General features: G+C 57.7%; 17 protein-coding genes. 10 read left to right on the plus strand and 7 right to left on the minus strand.

Annotated features, from left to right (window positions below):
- The coding region (locus KBF66_RS09755; protein WP_365732536.1) for a YbaN family protein at positions 1–536 on the plus strand (536 nt) is incomplete at its 5' end.
- Here the strand turns inward: KBF66_RS09755 and KBF66_RS09760 are convergent.
- The 7 genes from KBF66_RS09760 to KBF66_RS09790 all read right to left on the minus strand — a co-directional run bounded on the left by KBF66_RS09760 (position 450) and on the right by KBF66_RS09790 (position 8,190).
- A complete protein-coding gene (locus KBF66_RS09760) occupies positions 450–854 on the minus strand; it encodes a DUF411 domain-containing protein (protein WP_296655795.1) in 405 nt (134 codons plus the stop codon). The two genes, KBF66_RS09755 and KBF66_RS09760, sit on opposite strands and share 87 nt — an antisense overlap.
- A complete protein-coding gene (locus tag KBF66_RS09765) occupies positions 851–1,591 on the minus strand; it encodes a c-type cytochrome (protein ID WP_296655797.1) in 741 nt (246 codons plus the stop codon). Before KBF66_RS09765 ends, KBF66_RS09760 begins: the two co-directional genes overlap by 4 nt.
- Before the next feature lie 7 nt (positions 1,592–1,598).
- On the minus strand, positions 1,599–4,127 hold the full coding sequence (locus KBF66_RS09770) for an EAL domain-containing protein (RefSeq protein WP_365732537.1): 2,529 nt from the start codon (positions 4,125–4,127) through the stop codon (positions 1,599–1,601).
- Between the two features lie 64 nt (positions 4,128–4,191).
- Entirely contained in the window at positions 4,192–5,013 is an 822-nt protein-coding gene (locus KBF66_RS09775; RefSeq protein ID WP_296655799.1) for a cytochrome D1 domain-containing protein, read from the minus strand.
- Complete coding sequence (locus KBF66_RS09780) at positions 5,010–5,837, minus strand: ethylbenzene dehydrogenase-related protein (RefSeq protein WP_296655801.1); 828 nt, start codon at positions 5,835–5,837, stop codon at positions 5,010–5,012. The genes KBF66_RS09775 and KBF66_RS09780 overlap by 4 nt, the downstream gene beginning before the upstream one ends.
- A 54-nt stretch (positions 5,838–5,891) precedes the next feature.
- Complete coding sequence (locus KBF66_RS09785) at positions 5,892–6,476, minus strand: NapC/NirT family cytochrome c (RefSeq protein WP_296655803.1); 585 nt, start codon at positions 6,474–6,476, stop codon at positions 5,892–5,894.
- Positions 6,477–6,561: 85 nt separating this feature from the next.
- A complete protein-coding gene (locus KBF66_RS09790; RefSeq protein WP_296655880.1) occupies positions 6,562–8,190 on the minus strand; it encodes a cytochrome D1 domain-containing protein in 1,629 nt (542 codons plus the stop codon).
- 676 nt (positions 8,191–8,866) lie between these two features.
- On the opposite strand from KBF66_RS09790, the gene nosZ reads away from it, so the two are divergent.
- The 9 genes from nosZ (at position 8,867) to KBF66_RS09835 (ending at position 17,925) form a co-directional block, all read left to right on the plus strand.
- Positions 8,867–11,155, plus strand: coding sequence for a Sec-dependent nitrous-oxide reductase (gene nosZ, locus KBF66_RS09795; RefSeq protein WP_296655806.1), 2,289 nt, complete (start codon positions 8,867–8,869; stop codon positions 11,153–11,155).
- Between the two features lie 74 nt (positions 11,156–11,229).
- The gene (locus KBF66_RS09800; protein WP_296655809.1) at positions 11,230–11,538 is read left to right on the plus strand and encodes a c-type cytochrome; all 309 of its coding nucleotides are present in this window, start codon (positions 11,230–11,232) and stop codon (positions 11,536–11,538) included.
- Between the two features lie 38 nt (positions 11,539–11,576).
- Positions 11,577–12,317: a c-type cytochrome gene (locus KBF66_RS09805; protein WP_296655812.1), complete on the plus strand. Its 741-nt coding sequence runs from the start codon at positions 11,577–11,579 to the stop codon at positions 12,315–12,317.
- A 3-nt stretch (positions 12,318–12,320) separates the two neighbouring features.
- Positions 12,321–13,304 carry a hypothetical protein gene (locus tag KBF66_RS09810; RefSeq protein WP_296655815.1) on the plus strand — a complete coding sequence of 328 codons (984 nt, stop codon included), beginning with the start codon at positions 12,321–12,323 and terminating at the stop codon, positions 13,302–13,304.
- Position 13,305: 1 nt separating this feature from the next.
- Positions 13,306–14,685 carry a nitrous oxide reductase family maturation protein NosD gene (gene nosD, locus KBF66_RS09815; RefSeq protein ID WP_296655819.1) on the plus strand — a complete coding sequence of 460 codons (1,380 nt, stop codon included), beginning with the start codon at positions 13,306–13,308 and terminating at the stop codon, positions 14,683–14,685.
- A complete protein-coding gene (locus KBF66_RS09820) occupies positions 14,682–15,542 on the plus strand; it encodes a 4Fe-4S dicluster domain-containing protein (protein WP_296655821.1) in 861 nt (286 codons plus the stop codon). The genes nosD and KBF66_RS09820 overlap by 4 nt, the downstream gene beginning before the upstream one ends.
- Positions 15,539–16,519: a NapH/MauN family ferredoxin-type protein gene (locus tag KBF66_RS09825; RefSeq protein ID WP_296655824.1), complete on the plus strand. Its 981-nt coding sequence runs from the start codon at positions 15,539–15,541 to the stop codon at positions 16,517–16,519. The genes KBF66_RS09820 and KBF66_RS09825 overlap by 4 nt, the downstream gene beginning before the upstream one ends.
- A 39-nt stretch (positions 16,520–16,558) precedes the next feature.
- Positions 16,559–17,419: an ABC transporter ATP-binding protein gene (locus tag KBF66_RS09830; RefSeq protein WP_296655825.1), complete on the plus strand. Its 861-nt coding sequence runs from the start codon at positions 16,559–16,561 to the stop codon at positions 17,417–17,419.
- Entirely contained in the window at positions 17,416–17,925 is a 510-nt protein-coding gene (locus tag KBF66_RS09835) for a hypothetical protein (RefSeq protein WP_296655827.1), read from the plus strand. Before KBF66_RS09830 ends, KBF66_RS09835 begins: the two co-directional genes overlap by 4 nt.
- Positions 17,926–17,940 lie beyond the last annotated feature (15 nt).

The following is a 17,940-nucleotide window of genomic DNA, read 5'->3' on the forward strand; positions in this document are numbered from 1 at the left end:
AATTTGTGTGCGGGGACTTGCCCTTACCATTGGCCTGCAGCAATCACAACGGAGGCATTTTGGTCAAATCGGCGAAGCTCGTGCGTAGCCTTTACTTTCTGGCGGGTGTTGTGGCCTTGTTGGCCGGCGCCATTGGCCTGGTGCTGCCCCTTCTGCCCACGACGCCCTTTGTGCTACTCGCAGCGGCCTGTTTTGCCAGAAGCTCTGAGCGCGTTTACCAGGCCATGTTGCGTCATCGCCTGCTGGGTCCGATCCTGGACGACTGGCGCACTCATGGCGCCATGAAACGCAAGACCAAGCGCTGGGCGGGCTTGGTCATGGTCCTGTCGTTTGGAGCCTCGATCTGGATGGTTCCCGCGCATTGGCATCGTGGCTTGTTGCTTGTGATTGCTGCGATTCTTGGTTACTTCATTTGGCGGGTACCGGTGCGAGACGAATTGGGCGAACCTTCAAGGCCAGGGGGTTGCTACGACCCGCCCGTCATGCCCGACCAGGTGGATGCTTCCACCTTCGGCCCGGACCAGACCCCGCGCTGAAGGCTTCTCGGTGATCAGACATTGAATGGCGTGCATGGGAATCGGCCCCGCAAGAAAGTAGCCTTTGACGCGCGCAACGTGCAGCGATTCGTAGCCGGAAGGGACATTCAGCCAGCGCTCGATCTTGCGCAGTGCGGGAGGCTCTTTCTCCTGCCAATCAAGCATGTACCCGGCAGCCGCCAATTGCGCGGCCCAATCTGCGCATGGCTGACATTGACTGGGCGCATACAAGCTGATGGTCGGCAGGGTCTGGGTTTCGGTGGTGTGACCAGGTGAGCCAAGCAGCACCCACGAGGCCAGCAAAATGATGTACCTCATGGCTTGACGACGGTTTGCAGCGTTGTCAGATAGGCCAGAATGTCCTGCAAGTCAGTGGCTTTGAGTGGTATCAACGCGCCTGTCATGCCCTCTTCATCATGGGGGCGCTCGCCTTTGCGGTAAGCCTCCATCTGTTTGAGCAGGTAATTGCTGTACTGCCCCACCAGGCGGGGAAACTTGCGTTTGCCACGTCCGTCCTCGCCGTGGCACAAGGCGCATTCTTGCCCGTAGATGCGTCCACCTTTGTCCACATCGCCCGGTGCACGCGCAATGATCATGACTTTCTCCATGGCAGCCAAGCGCGTCAACGCATCATCGCCGGGCGAGAACTTGGGCCATTCGGTGGGTAACTCGACTGACGCGAGATAGGCAGACACATCGGCGATGTCTTGCTCGGAGAGCTCACGCTCCTGGGTGTAGGGAAACATGGGCAAATTCAGGCGTGTGCGGTCACGAAATGCTTGAAGCTGAGTGACCAGGTAGCCAACGCGTTGCCCGCTGATTCTTGGGTATTCCCCGCGCTTGCCGCCTTGCCCCAGATCACCGTGGCAACCCGCACAGGTCGCGTTGATTTCTTTACCCCGTGCCAAATCCTGGGCACCGCAAGATCCGTTAAGACCGAACCACAAAGAACCGATCAAAACGACCTGACTAACAGACAAGACAGTGCCTGTGGATACCTTGAGAGATAGCCGCCGCGATAGACTCGGATGTGTATAGCAAACTCTGTTCGTCATAGTTTTTTCATTTGGGACTGTCCTGCAATTGCCTCATAGTCCCTGTTTTGGCCCAGCGGGCCAACCACACAGCGGCGGGCTCGGGCCGGCCATACAGGTAGCCTTGGTGCACCAAGTGCGCCCGGCTGTTCAAGAAGTTGGCCTGTTCCTGGGTTTCAATGCCTTCTGCCACTACCTCCAAGTGCATGCGGCGGGCGACTTCAAGCACAGTCTCGACCAACATGGCATCGTCTGAGTTGTGCGGCGCATCCTGGACAAAGCTCTTATCAATTTTGAGCTCGTGAATCGGCAAGCGCTTCAAGTAACCCAAAGAAGAGTAGCCGGTGCCAAAGTCATCGAGCGAAAACCGCAGCCCCATGGCGGTCAGCTGCTGCATTTTGGTGACCACATCGTTAAAGTTGTCAATCATCAGTCCTTCTGTCACCTCCAACATCAGTTGGGTCGGGTTGACACCAATGTCCGCCATCAACTTTTGCAGCCAGAAAACAAAGTCGGCTTTTCGAAAATGGCGTGGGCTCAGGTTGACCGACAGCCGTAGTGGATACGACGCGGTGGCTTGCTGCGCCAGCAGCTGACAAGCCTGAGTAAACACCCACACGCCCACATCCACAATCAGGTCAGATGCTTCTGCTACCGGGATGAAGACAGCCGGTGAAATCAACCCGTGCACCGGATGTTGCCAGCGCACAAGCACCTCGGCACCGGCCAGGGCGCCCTGAGCGTGCCACTGGGGTTGCAAATACAGGCGCAGCTCACCGGCAGGGATGGCCAAACGCAGCTCACGCTCCAGCGCAAAGCGGCGCTGGGCCAGTTCTGCCATGTCAGAGGCAAACAAGGCGGTCTGATTGCCCCCAGCCTCTTTGGCACGGTGCAGGGCGTTGTCGGCACGCAACAAGATGTCGTCCGGGCTTTCTTCTACATCACGCGCGCTTTGCACCGGAAACAAACAAATGCCAATGCTGACCGTGACCGTTGTCAGCTCGCCCTGAGCCGCCAGCGGTGCGCGCAGGGTTTCGTGAATTTTCTCTGCCACCGACAAGGTGTGGCGGCTGGCGTGCTCGTCGTCGTGGGTCAGGTCAGGCAGCAGCACGGCAAATTCGTCTGCCGCCATGCGCGCCAGCGTGTCTCCGTCGCGCAAGGAGGATTGCAGCCGCTGCGCCACCGCCTTGAGCAGCTGGTTGCCCATGGCATGGCCGCGCGCATCGTTGACGTATTTGAAGCGATCAACATTGACAATCAGCAAGGCCGCCTGATGCCCCATGCGCCGTCCCACATTGGCAGCCTGCGCCAATCGGTCCATCAGCAGGGTGTGGTTGGGTAAGCCAGTCAAGGCATCAAAGTAAGCCATGTGCTGGATTTGTGCTTCGGTGCGCTTTTTCTCGGTCAGGTCCTGGCGAACCATCAAATAATGGCTGATCTTCCCATCGCGATTGCGCACCGGCGATACACTGACCAGTTCGGGGTGTTGACTGCCATCTTTGTGCATGCAGTGAAGTTCACCCTGCCACCACTGCCCTTGATCGAGCGCCTCCCAAAGGGGGTGCAGCGGGTCTTGCTCGCCAGTACCCTCACTGCGTTGAAACACCTGTGCCCGACTGCCCAGCAAGTCTTCGCGACTAAAACCTGACTTGTTGACCAGCGTCGCATTGACGTATTCAATGGTCCCATGAACATCAGTGATGATCACACTCTCGGGACTTTGCTCGACCGCTTGCAGCAGTTTGTTAAGGGACTGGTCGCGGGTTTCAATCGCTGTCGCCATATCATTGAAGGTGTGAGCCAGCTGATGAATTTCATCGCTTGCGTTTCCTTCTCTGGTTGGCAACCGCGTGTCATAGTGTCCCTCTGTGATCCGATTGGCTGCTCGCTGTAGGCGTACCAGCCGCCGGGTCACCAAGCGATCAAGTAGAAAACCAATCACCAAGAAAAGGAGTAAATAACTCAAAAGGCTCTTGACTAGTTGCCCACTCCACACGCGAAATAAACGGGCATCATATGTGGCTGTCGGAACTCGGATGCTTACCACACCGCGCAGGTCCCCCACCTTGTAGTCGTAGCCGGTAGCATAGGCGTCGCGGATACTGGCGGGAGCGACGGCCCGTTGGCCGTGGCATAACAGACAGGCTGACTCAATCAAGATAGGTGCCGTGTATAGCAAGTAGCCTACGCCCTGGTCACTCACTATTTTGCGCATACGCTCCTTCGCAGCGGGTTGACTACGAAAAAACGCCATATCTTCAAGCTCAAAGCGGTCTGCCTGATTGACCGGGTTACGGGCAATGTCAGTGACATTGTTGAACACAATGCCATTTTGGTTCCAGTTAGCAAAGTCTTTTGAAATGCGTGAAAACGAGTGCGCCGGCAAAAAACCAATGGTATCGACGTTGATCGGCAGCTTGCTGTCAACAAACTGCTGTTGGTAAATTCGGCGGGTGGCCATCATGAACCCATACACCGTGCGGGCTTCGTACTCTGTAGCAGAGTTAATCTCGACCTCTAATTTGGTGTGTGTGACCGCGAGGTCAACGGTCAACATTGCCCCGGTAAGCGTACCCAGTAACAGCCAAATTCTTACTTTTAGCTTCACGGTTAAGGGGCGACTAATTTATTTGGACCAATTGAGCCAACCGCCACCCTGCAGGCAGCGTCATCTCGGCAATCTTCCGCCCAACATCGAGATGCGTCACACTGACCCGACGCCCGCCCTCTGGCGAGGTCAAGCCCGCACCATCATGCAGACTCAGAACTTCATGACCGTCACCCGACAGACACAGATCAACGGCTGGTGATTCCAGTGCGATGCGCCTAGGGTTCAGGTAGCCTGGCACAAAACTCCCCTCACGGTATTGAAAATCATGCACCATGCCCTGTGCAATCTCGGGGGCAGTAGGTCGGTAGCTGATCTCCCACAGTTCAGGCAGATCCGCCAGACTCACCACAAAACTGTCGCGCGCGGTGGCCGTCAGCAGGGTTTTCGCGGCAGACGTCTGCTGGCCTGTGCGCGCAGTGATTGGCAGGTGCTTCAGCAACCGAAGGTGTTCGTCCACAAAGACCAGGCTGTGTGGCGCGTAGGACGCCACAGCCAACACGGTGGGCAGACCCGACTTGGTATCCGACAAGGCCGCGCCACTCAGTGACTCACCAGCCCGAACCTGCGCCACCACTTGAGCATGCTCCAAATCCACCCGCAAAATCCAGGCGTCATGGGTTGTCATCAGTGCATGCCGACCGTCTGGCAAGCGATGCACCTCCGGACGCAAGCCAGCACGCTGCACGCCCACTAGTGTGGGGACATCGTGCTGCACCTGCAAACTGACTTCTGGCAATGCAAGCTTGCCAGGCACCACTGAAAGATCCTGCGACTGCGCGAAGGCGAAGCTGTGTAAGGTCAGCCAGCTTGCCAGCAACAGTGCGGCTCTCATTGCTTGATGAACTTCACCTCACCATTAGTGGCCATCTCTAGCGCGTAACCGAGAGAAACATGGTGGAAACGCCCGCTGGCGTGGTCAGCATGGATGGCCAGTCCAAACGGAATGGTTTTACCGGCACCCGGGTACTTGCGGCTAAAAGTCACCGTGTACACATCGCCGGTCTTGCTACCCTCAGCCTTGGCGACCAAGGCACCGCCTTCCATTTTGCGCGCACTGGATACCGAACCATCCGCCGCCTTGGCGCCTTTGGCGCTGCGCCACTGCATCAGCTCGTAGCTGCCTGCTGCGGCGTACTTGGTTTTTTTGTCGTCCGCACCTGGCATGGTGCGGGCGTCCTGATGGCAGGTGGCCCAGCACCCCTCTTGGGCGGCATTAGGCACCGAGGCGTCCGGGAACATCACCGTGGCCTTGACTTCGTTGTCCTTGTCGGCCTTGTTGGCGCTTCCCGAAGGCGCTTTGAAGGTCAGGCGGATATACAGGCTGGCGTCGTCGTGTGCGGATTGGAAACTGACCGGGTAAATCATGGTCGAAGGTGCACCCACAGGCTCCAGTTCCTTGTCAGCCAGACGCTTGAAGTTGAGGTTGAGCGTGCCCTTCTCCTCGTGGCAGCCGGCACAGGATTCACCCTTCTTCATGCCGGCGGTACCACTGTGATTGGATTTTTTGCTGACCCACTCGATTGGGGTCACACCCGCGTGAAAGACATGCACATCGCGTTTTGGCACCTTGGTCCAGTCCGGTGCCGCCATGGCGTACTGTGAGACCACGACCAGCATGGACCCGGTAAGCACAGCTTTGTTCTTCAAGCTCTTCATTGTCGATTTCCTTCTTTATGTCGGTTTCTGGGCACTTGACGGTGCGGGCAGCAGTTACTCGTCTTCTTCTTTCATGCCTTTGGGTTTTTGATGCGCAATGCCTTTATGGCAGTCGATACAGGTTTGTTTGTCGTCTTGGGCAATCTTGTGCATCTTGGCACCACGGACCTTCTGCTTTTCGGTGTCCATGCCGTCAAAGCTGTGGCAGTTGCGACATTCACGCGAGTCATTGGCTTTCATCCGTGCCCACTCGTGCTCGGCCAGGCGCAGGCGGTTGGCCTCAAATTTTTCTCTGGTGTCGATGGTGCCCATCAGCTTGCCCCACACCTCGGCGCTGGCCTGAACCTTGCGCACCATCTTGTGCGTCCAGTCCTTGGGAACATGGCAGTCCGAACACACCGCCCGCACACCGGTGCGATTGGTGTAGTGGATGGTCTTTTTGTACTCCTGATAGACGTTGTCACGCATCTCATGGCATGAAATGCAGAACTCCATGGTGTTGGTGGCTTCGAGCGCGGTGTTGAAGCCGCCCCAGAAAAACACCCCGGTCAGAAAACCCACCGTCAGCAAGCCAAACATCGAATGTTTGGCGCTGGGCAGTCTGAGGGCCGTCCACAACTGCTTGATTCTTGATGCCATGATTAATTTCCGCAAGGTCAAAAAGCGTCACCCAGAACCCACAGCCGCAGGGCTGTGGGTCACTGTGCTGGTGACAAGCCTGCTATCAGTAGATGTCGTGCTGGGTGTTGTAGACGTTGAACTTGCCGGTGGGGGTGATCATCTTCGGGTCGGTGATCACCTTCTTCAGCGCCAAGGTCTTGTCGTCATAGACCACAATGGCCGACCGGTCGGTCTTGCCACCCCACAGCGAAATCCACACTTCGCTGCCGTCAGCGCTGTACTCAGGGTGGACTGCCCGCTTGACGGCCTTGGTCGGTGGCAAGCCGGAGTCTTTGGCTACGTTGATGATCTTGTAGGGTTTGGACAAGTCATCCATCTTCCACACCGAAACCGATTCAGCCGTGTCTTTGTCAGCGTTTTGCGCCGAGTCAGCCCACAGATGGTTTGATTTCGGATGGGTCTTGACGAACAGGTTGCCCGGCACATGCTTGACCTCTTGAACCATCTTCCAGTTGTATTGCTTGAACGCGGCAAACTTGGGATCATCCGAGGGCGTGCTGATCAGCGACACCACATCGGCACCCAGGTGTCCAGTGGCCCACACCGGACCGAACTTGGGGTGCACAAAGTTGGCACCGCGCCCGGGGTGCGGAATCTTGGCCACATCCACCAGCGCGGCCAGCTTGCCTTCTTTCAGATCCACCGCTGCAATCTTGTTGGACGCATTGGCTGCTACCAGGAAATAGCGTTTGGAGGCATCAAAACCGCCATCGTGCAGGAACTTCGCCGAGGCGATGGTGGTGGTTTTCAGGTTTTCGATGTCGGAGTAGTCCACCAGCAAAATCTGCCCGGTTTCCTTGATGTTAACGACCCACTCCGGCTTGATCTCTGACGCAACAATGGATGCCACACGCGGCTCGGGGTGGTATTCGCCGTCCACCGTCATGCCACGGGTGCTGACCACCTTGCGCGGTTTGAGCGTGTCGCCGTCCATGATGACGTATTGGGGCGGCCAGTAAGAGCCGGCAATGGCGTAAGTGTCCTCGAAACCTTTGAACTTGGAGGTATCCACCGAGCGCGCATCAAAGCCAATCTTGACCTCAGCCACCACCGAGGGTTTTTCCATCCACAAATCAATCAGGCTCAGGCGGCCGTCGCGGCCAATCACGTACACATAGCGGCCAGATTTGGACAAGCGCGAAATGTGCACCGCGTAGCCGGTTTTCACAATGCTGCGAATGTCTTTGGTGTCGCCGTCAATCAAAGCTACCTCACCGGTGTCGCGCAGGGTGACCGAGAACATGTTCTTCAGGTTGAAGCTGTTCATCTGTTTGGTCGGGCGGTCTTTGACCGGCACGATGACTTTCCATGAGTCCAGTGTCTGCTTGAAGCTGTATTCGGGCGGCACGTCCGGCGTGTTCTGGATGTACTTGGCCATCAGCGTCAGCTCCTCCTTGGTCAGGATGTCATCAAAATTGACCATGCCGCCATCGGTGCCGTAGCCAATGATTTTTTCCAGCCGTGACTGGCCGAGGCTGAGCGTGCCACCCTCGGTGGTTTTGCCGTCCTTGTCGGTCTTGCTCCAGTGCGGCTCCAGGTTTTTGCCAGTGGCACCTTTGCGCAGCACGCCGTGGCAGCCTGCGCAGCGTTCAAAGTAGATTTTCTTGGCCGACTCTTTTTCAGCGGCGGTCATCGTTGGGGCCACGTTTTGGCTGAACGCGGTGCCGGTCATGATCGACAGCAGAGTTGCCACCGCAAGGCTGGCCGTTTTTAGTTGCTTCATATTGTCTAACTCCATTAGTGGGGCAGCCGATCCGTCAAAACGGCGTGTTGCAAGGCTCGGTGAAGGCTGCGGCAGTTCGGTTCGAGCGCGCTGATTGTTGATTTGTGACAAGCCGCTTGTCCTTGAACTGCCTTAAGCAAAATCACAGTGCTGATGAATAACAAGCGCTTATCAGATGGATGGGGTGCGGTTGTCAGACGCCGCCTGCCGCTTGCGCGAAGGCTGGCAATGCACCGGCTCAAAGTTCGAGCCGTTTCCGGCTGCAGCCCTTTATATAAAAGCGCTAACAGCTATGAAAATAGTAAAAAAGGCTGGCGCCGAGGCGCCAGCAAACTCTTCGCTTCAAGGAAACTGTCCGGGGCAAATTCTGGCAAAAGGTACAAGATTCGTCCTTGACTCATCTTAAGACTCAGGCCCGGAACGGCAGCCAATGCTGCTTTTCATCTCGATCTGCACATTGTTTGATATGTATCAAATAAGTAGACATGCATATCCACAAAAACCTAATCTGCCTTAAGGCCAAGTCGGCCCTAAATTTCTAGACTCCCCGGCGTTATCCACACCAAGCCTTGATCCATTCGTGACATCGATGGCTTAACCATAACCCAACCTGGAGAAAAAGCGAATGAAAAGATTGAGCACACTGGCGGCGTCCCTGATGGCGGCCGGTATTGGCTTGGCCGTGACGTCGGCGTGGTCAGCAGACTCGCTGCAAGATGTGATGAAAGCGCGGGGCTTAAGCCAGCAAGACCTGCTGGCCGCCGCCAAGACCTATGTGCCTACCGGCGGGCGCGACGAGTTCATTGCCATCAGCTCTGGCGGTCAGTCTGGCCAGCTCATCGTCTACGGCATTCCGTCCATGCGTATTCTGAAGTACATCGGCGTCTTCACACCCGAGCCATGGCAGGGTTATGGCTTTGACGAAGAGTCCAAGAAAGTGCTGGCCGGTGGCCGCATTGACGGCAAAGACATCACCTGGGGTGACACCCACCACCCGGCTTTCTCTGAAACCAACGGTGAATCGGACGGCCAGTTTGTGTTCATCAACGACAAGGCCAACCCGCGTATTGCCGTGGTGGACTTGCGTGACTTCGAGACCAAGCAGATTGTGGCCAACCCGATCTACAAGTCTGAGCATGGTGGCGCGTTTGTGACGCCCAACTCGGAGTACATCTTTGAGGCGGCGCAATACGCGTCGCCGCTGGAAAACAAGAAGTTCTATCCGCTCGAAGAGTTCAACGAAAAATACCGCGGCGGCATGACCTATTGGAAATTTGACCGCACCAAGGGCCTGATCGATCAAAAGCAGTCGTTCTCCATCGAATTGCCACCGTACTCCCAAGACTTGTCGGACGCCGGCAAAGGCCCCTCGGACGGCTGGTCGTTTACCAACTCATTCTGCTCGGAGCGTTATGTGGGCGGCATTGAAGACGGTCGCCCGCCGTATGAGGCGGGTTGCTCGGCCAAAGACACTGACTACCTGCATGTGATCAACTGGAAAAAAGCCGCCGAATTGGTGAAAGCCGGCAAAGCCAAACAAATCAATGGCCACAACGTGCTGATGATGGACACCGCCATCAAGGAAGGCATCTTGTTCCTAATTCCTGAGCCCAAGTCGCCCCACGGCGTGGACGTGACACCTGACGGCACCAAGCTGATTGTGGCGGGCAAGCTCGACACCCATGTGTCGGTGTATTCGTTCGAGAAGATCATGGCCGCCATCAAGGCGGGCAAGTTCGAGTCCAAAGACCCGTACGGCATCCCGGTCATCAGCATGAAAGACGCGCTGCACACGCAGGTGTCACTGGGTCTGGGGCCGCTGCACACACAGTACGACAGCAAGACCTGTGTGGCTTACACCTCTTTGTATGTGGACTCGCAAGTCGCCAAATGGGACTACTGCGAAGGCAAGCTGCTCGACAAGATCAGCGTGCACTACAACATCGGTCACCTGATGACCATGGAAGGCGACACCACCAAACCCAAGGGCAAGTACCTGGTGGCGCTGAACAAACTGGCGATCGACCGCTTTAACCCGGTCGGGCCGCTGCACCCGCAGAACCACCAGTTGATCGACATCAGTGGCGACAAGATGCAACTCCTCTATGACATGCCGATCCCGCTGGGCGAGCCGCACTATGTGGCCGCCATCGACGCCAAGAAGCTCAAACCCGCCGTGCGTTACAAGCTCGGCACCAACAGCCGCACCGATGAGGCCCACCCGGATGCGGTGCGAGCTGGTGAAGAAAAGACTGTGCGCAAGGGCAATAAGGTTGAGGTTTGGGGTTCACTGATTCGCTCACACATCACCCCCGAGAAGATCGAGGCTGAGGTGGGCGACGAGGTCACCATCCACCTGACCAACCTCGAGCGCGCGCAGGACGAAACCCACGGCTTCACCGTGTCCACCTACAACGTGCATGCATCGATTGAGCCGGGCAAGACCGTCACCGTCAAGTTCAAGGCCGACAAGGAAGGCGTGTACCCGTATTACTGCACCGAGTTCTGCTCGGCCTTGCACCTTGAGATGCAGGGCTACCTGTTGGTCAAACCCAAGGGCTGGAAAGCCACCAAGACCACATTGGCCAAGGGCAACTACACCGAGGCCGACTACAAGGCCACTTTGAAGAAGGTGGCCGATACCCAGGTGATCATCGACTCGGTGGTGACCTATATCACCAGCGTGAACTACAAGGATTTCCCCGAGGTGGTGGCCATGGTCGAAGACGCGTTTGACCAGTTGGGCAAGACCAAGGACCTGAAAGCCAAGCACGAAGGCTATGCCGCCAAGAAGGAATGGGAAAGCGCCAACCTGTGGGCCGAGCAGATCTGGCAATACCAGGTCAAGACTGCCGACCTGGGACTGCGTGCCAAGACCTTCCTTGAAGAGCACGGTGCCAAGAAAGTCAAGTAATCCGGCATAAGCGACCCACCCGTCGGGGAGTCCATTTGTTTGGCTCCCCGATGCTTTTTGAAAAAGGTAAAACCATGAAGACAAAGTTGTTAATGATGGCGGCACTGTGCGTGCTCAGCTCGGGCGTGGCGCTGGCCGATGGTGCCGCTCTGTACGCAGAAAAAACCTGCGTGGCCTGCCACGGCAAAGACGGCAAAAAGACCCTGACGCCTGCCTACCCCAAGGTAGCCGGGCAAAACGCGTCGTACATCGAAGCGCAAATGAAAGACATCAAGTCGGGTGCGCGCGCCAACGGCAGTAGCGCCGCCATGAAAGGCATCATGCATTTGGTGTCTGACGCTGAGATCAAGGAGCTGGCGCTTTACCTCTCCAAACTCAAATAGAGCTGCATCAATTCAATTTATTCCCCGGAGTTCTGAAAATGAAGAAAACAATGGTTCTGGCACTTGCCCTGGCTTTTGCACCCACATTGATCCTGGCGGGCGGCCCGCCGCCTGCCAAGCAAGCCGGTATCGAGGCCAAAGACTACAAATGGAACGCCCAGGAGGGCGAAAAAATCGAAGCCCTGAAGCTCAAGGGCAATGCCAAAGAAGGTAAAGATGGCTATGAAGTCTGCGGTGCCTGCCATCTGCCCTCGGGTGCGGGTCGCTCGGATGGCACTTTTCCCCAACTCGCCGGCCAGCATGCCACCGTGCTGATCAAGCAGATGGCCGACATTCGTGGCGGACTACGTGACAACCCGACGATGTATCCGTTTGCCAAGGAGCTGGTCGACGCCCAGGAGCTGGCCAACGTGTCGGCTTACATCGAGAGCCTGTGCATTCCCGTCGACCATGGCCAGTACGAAGGCCCGGACGCAGCCGCCCAGATCGCCACAGGCAAAGCCATGTATGAAAAAGAGTGTGCCGAGTGCCACATGAAGAACGGCGAAGGCGACAAGGCCAAGTTCTACCCGGTCATCGCCGGCCAGCATTACAAATACCTGCTGCGCCAGATGACCGAGATCCGCGAAGGCAAGCGCCGCAATGCCAACCCGGACATGGTCAAGATCATCAAGAAATACGACGACAAGCAGCTGGTGGCCATCTCGGCCTACCAGGCCAGCATGACCATGCCAGGCGCCATGTGCAAAGGCAAAACCACCGCCAAGAAGAAAGGCTGATTTGTGAGTACGCAGACCCAGCAGAACCGCCTGATCACGGCGCTCACCCTGGTGGCCCTGGTGGCCATGGTGGCGGCCTTTTTCGCGCCCATATGGTGGGTCTCGCTGACCGCGCCCAATTACCCCAAGGATGCGTTTCCGGATGGCATTCGCATCCACTTCCACTTTGACAGCGTGCAAAACGGCTGCCGGGCCACGGGCACCGGCTCGCGCATGGCCGCCGAAACCATGCAGGCTGACATGGGACCGGACTCAGGGCGCTACAACCCGATTCTGGATGCCGCCCAGGACGTCAACAAAAATGCCACCGGGCTGGACTGTGTGCATGAGATGAACACCATCAACCACTATGTGGGCATGTTCCCGATTGCTACCGGCGCGCCGGTAGAGCGCCCCATGGCCAAGTACTTTTTTGGCATGTTTGCCGTCATGCTGCTGGGCTTCATCACGCCCGCGGGGCGAAAGCGTACCCTGGTGTTGTCAGCCGGTTTTCTGGCCGTGGCGGCATGGACGGTGACCGAGCAACTGGTGCTGGGCCACTTGGCAGCCCACGTCAAACACTATATTGAAGCGGCGGCGACCTTTTTTAACGAACCCGCCAAGTTGCAGGTCTGGGGCAACAACGTGACGCTGTACACCCAGATCGCCATGGGCGGCATGATCGCTGCGATGGTGATTCTGGTGGTAGGTGTGGCGCGCTGGCCCAGTTTTTCGCTGTTGTTGGTGGGTGTGCCGGCGCTGCTGCCGCTGTTTTTTGTCATCGAGTACGCCGGCTGGCTCTGGTTCTTTGGCCACAACATGCACCCCTGGGGCGCGTTCACGGTCAAGCCGTTCATGCCAACGCTTTTTGGCGAGGGCAAGGTGGCGCAGTTTTCCACTTACTCCTACCCGTACTGGGGCTATGGATTGCTGATGGTGACCTTTGCTTGCCTTGCGGTGGCGATGTTGTTGCGGCGCAAGCAGTTGCGCGAAACGGCAGACAGCTGACATGGCAAGGTGGCGGTCAACGCTTCCAGCGCTGCTACTAGGGGCTGTATCTGTGGTGGTGCTGGCCCAAGGGGTCAGCGACGTGGTGGGCCAGGGCGAAACTTCGGGAAAACTCGGTGCCACCGCTGACTTGTCTACGGCACCGCGGGTAACCATCGACCGCCCCAAGCCCACCTTCATGCTGCATGAGCGGCATCGGCGGGTGCATGGTTTGAAACCGTTTCAACAGCTGGTGGATGCGGCACCTGCAGGTTCCGTGCTGCGACCAGCGCCGGGTACCTATGCCGGCCCGGTGGTGCTCAAAAAATCTCTCACGATTGAAGGCGATGGCAAGGTCATCATTGACGCCGGTGACAAAGGCACGGTGTTTTCGCTTGAAGCCGGCAAATCCACGCTGCGTGGTCTGCATCTGACCGGCTCGGGAGACAACCATGACACCGACGACGCTTGCCTCGACGTACGCGGCCACGGCAACGTGCTGGAAAACCTGGTGATTGACAACTGCCTGTTTGGCATCGACCTGAAACAGTCCAGCGACAACATCGTGCGAGGCAACAAAGTGCGCTCCAAGCCCGCACTGCTGGGCGTGCGTGGTGACGGCATTCGCCTTTGGTACAGCAACAACAACCTGATCGAGGCCAACCTGGTCACCGACTCGCGCGACATGGTGGCCTGGTATTCGCACCGCAACATTTACCGGGGCAACGAAGGGCGGCGCAGCCGCTACTCGATCCACTTCATGTTTGCCAACAACAACATTGTGGAAAACAACCGCTTTATCGACAACGCGGTGGGAATCTATTTCATGTACATGGAAGGCGGCGGCGCGCGCAACAACCTGATCTCGCACGCCACCGGTTCCACCGGCATGGCGCTGGGGTTCAAGGAGTCGTCGGACATTTTTATCGAAAACAACGACATCATTTACAGCGCCATTGGCGTGGGATCCGACCTGTCGCCGTTTCAACCCGACACCACCATTCGCTTCAAAGGCAACCGTTTTGCCTACAACGGCGTGGCGGTGCAACTCACCAGCGAGCTCGGCGGCAACGAATTCACCGACAACATCTTTGAAGGCAATATCACCGACATCACCCAGGGTGGCCGTGGCAAGGGTGATAGGAACAAATGGCTGGGCAACTACTTTGACAGCTACCAGGGTTTCGACAAAAACAAGGACGGCTTTGGCGACACCACGCATGAGCACTATGCGTTTGCCGACCAGATCTGGATGGAAATCCCCGCTGCCGGTTTCTTCAAAACCTCGCCAGTGCTGGAGTTGCTGGACTTTCTGGAGCGTCTCGCACCGTTTTCATCACCCGAGTTGCAGCTCAGAGATACCAAGCCGCGTTACAACAAACCGCCCAGGATGGCCAAATGAGTGAGGAACTACCCGGCGCACCAAAGCCACCCGAGCCGGTGAAAGCAAAAAAGACAGGGCTATCACGCCAGGACCGCCGCCGCCTGTTGCGCACCGCCTTGCTGGCCGGTGGCGTGCTGGGTGCCGCGCTGTCAGGCTACCTGCCGCTCGTGTACGCGCAAAAGCAACGACTGCGTCCACCCGGTGCGCTGGACGAAAAAGACTTTCTCGGTTCATGCATCAAATGCGGACAGTGCGTTCAGGTGTGCCCGGTGCAAGCCATCAAACTGGCCGAATTGGTGGACGGCTTTGGTGTCGGCGTGCCCTACATCGACGCGCGTGCGCAGGCTTGCGACTTCTCGTGTGACGCGGTGCAGTGTATTTTGGCCTGCCCCACGGGCTCATTGGCCTACCACAAGCCGGCCTTTTTGCCGGTGCGCGTCGGCGCCATACTGGCGGGCAAGCCGATTTTGAAAGCCAAGGAAAAAGACCCGGAACCAACGCTCAACCTGAAAGAACGCATGGGTGTGGCGCGGCTGACCCGCCCTGAAGCCTGCCTGGCCGGGCAAGGCAAGGGTTTCAAAGGCCCAGCCCGTGGCACAGACTTTGACGGGCAAATGCGCTACATGGACGTGGACCGCTGGAAGCCGATCCGCATCGCCGATCACCCTTACGACGTGCCCGAGTGCAACCTGTGCGTGAGCGAATGCCCGGTGGGCGGAGCCATCCGCATGGAAAGCCTGCAAACCGCCGATGGCAAGACCCGCCGCCAGCCGGTGGTGTTGGAGCCCTGCGTGGGCTGCGGCGTGTGCGAGATGGTCTGCCCCACGGCACAGCCCTGCATCGTGATTGAAGCGCGGGAGGTCTGGAAAGCATGAACAAGGTTCACCAAGCGCGGTTTCTTGATCAGATCGCCATCATGTTCGGGCGCGAGCCCAAAAAACCCACCGAGATCACCGAGCGCGCCCAGCAGGTCCACGAGCTCAAGCGCATGGCCAACAAGGTGGAGGTGCGTGCCGCCATTCTGAAGGCCCACGAAAAGCCGCACGGCAACACCTGGCGCAACCGGCGTTGGACCTTTCTGCTGGCCGTTAACCTGTTGTTTGTGGTGTCGTTTTACCTGGACATTCAGATTCTGGAAGGTTCGCTGTCGGCCTCGCGCTTGATCGGCTTTCACCTGATTGACCTGAATTCGGCGTTGCAAGTCATGCTGGCGCACAAACACATCATCGTCAATCTGGTGATTGGCACCGCCACGGTCTTGGCCATCTGGATGTTGCTAGGCGGGCGCACGTTTTGCTCTTGGGTCTGCCCCTACCACTTTGTCGCCGAGTTTGCCGAAAAGTTGCACTTGTCGATGGCCAAGAAAAAACTGGTGTCTGACCAACCCATGAGTCGAGGCTTGCGCACCTGGTTCTGGGTGATTTTTGCGTTGGCAGCGCTGGGTACCGGCTATACCGTGTTTGAGGCGATCTCACCCACCGGCATTTTGTCGCGTGCGTTGATCTACGGCCCTGGCCTGGCGCTGCTGTGGGTGGCAGCGCTGTTGCTGTTTGAGGTGACGTTTTCCCGGCGTGCCTGGTGCCGCTATGTCTGCCCGATTGGCCTGACCTATGGTGTGGTGGGCATTGTGTCGCCGGTGCGTGTGAAGTACACGCTGCAGGGCTGCTTTCATGAAGGTGACTGCAAAAAAGTCTGCCTGGTGCCGCATGTGCTGGAAACCGTGGTCAAAGGCCGCGCCGTCGATACCGAGGTCATCCTGGGCCCGGACTGCACACGCTGTGGCGCCTGTGTAGATGTGTGCCCCACCGGTTCGCTCAAGTTCGACATCAAAGGGCTTTCCAAGATTCTGTAACGCGGCAAGCCGTCTGACGGCCGCGCATTCAACAATACCATGATCCGTTTTAACAAGCTCTGCAAAACATTCAAACGCGTCAAGATACTGGACGGCATCGACCTGGACATTGGTCTGGGCGAACGTGTGGCGCTGATTGGCTCCAATGGTGCCGGCAAAACCACGCTGATCCGTTGTCTGCTGGGTGAATACACCTTTGATGGCGAGGTATCCATCAACGGCCGCAACCCGCGCACCGAGCGCACCGAGGTACTGGGCCAGATTGGCTTTGTGCCACAACTGCCCCCGCCGCTCAAAATGCCGGTGGCGCAGCTCATCGACTTTTCTGCCGCGCTGTGCAACACCGATCCCGCGCGTATTCACGAGGTTGCCATTCGCCTGGGGCTTGATTTAGCCAGCATCCTGTCGCGCCCGTTCAACAAGCTCTCCGGCGGCATGAAACAAAAGCTGCTGATTGCCATTGCCCTGGGCCGCGATGCCAAGGTGCTGGTGATGGACGAGCCCGCGGCCAACCTGGACCCCCAGGCACGCAAGATCTTTTTTGACCTGTTGGCCGAGCGCGCCGAGCACGTTACGATGCTGATCTCCAGCCACCGTATTAATGAGGTGTCATCCTTGGTGACCCGGGTGGTGGAGCTCGACACGGGGAAAGTGGTGCTGGATGACCGGGTGGCGGCCGAGGTGTCGCTGGCAGGCATTTTGCTTGGCCGGGTGGTGTCACGTCAGCATGAGCCGGCACTGGCCAAGGCGCTGGCGCAGTGGAACTTCAGAACTTTGGATGCAGAAGGACTGGAGTGGGAAGGCCAGGTTGCCGGCCCCGACCGACTGCGATTCTTGGGCACAGCGTCGCGCTACGCCGCGGTGGTTAGCCACGTGTCGCTGACCGAGGTCTCACCGTGAAACGACGCCAGTTTTTGACCGGCAGTGCCACCTTGGGTCCGCTTGCCGCATTCACGCCGTTGACCAGTCTGCTGCTGGCTGGCTGTGGCGACGATGGTCACTGGGCCGAAGGCATGACCCCTATCAAGTGGGACCGTGACGTTTGTGTTCGCTGCAAGATGGTCATCTCTGACCCGCGCTTTGCCGTTGAGATCAAAGGTGGTCCGAAAAACACTGTCTTCAAGTTCGATGACATGGGTTGTGCCGCGACCTGGCGGGTTGAAAAGCTCACCGAACACCCCTGGATGGCCGATACCAGCACCGGCTTCTGGGTGGCCGACTACACCGCCAAAGGTGAAAAATGGCTGAATGCGCTAAGCGCCCATTTTCAAGCGGGCCGCACGTCCCCCATGGGCTACAACTACGCCGCTTTTGCTGAGCCACAGCCCGACACCATCAGCTATGAGGCCATGATGAAGATCACCAGCAGTTACTGGCCCGCCAACTGCCTGCCCGCCAAGGGCTGAGCCGCAACCTGTGGC

The organism is Rhodoferax sp., assembly GCF_018063565.1.
Classification (GTDB): domain Bacteria; phylum Pseudomonadota; class Gammaproteobacteria; order Burkholderiales; family Burkholderiaceae_C; genus Rhodoferax.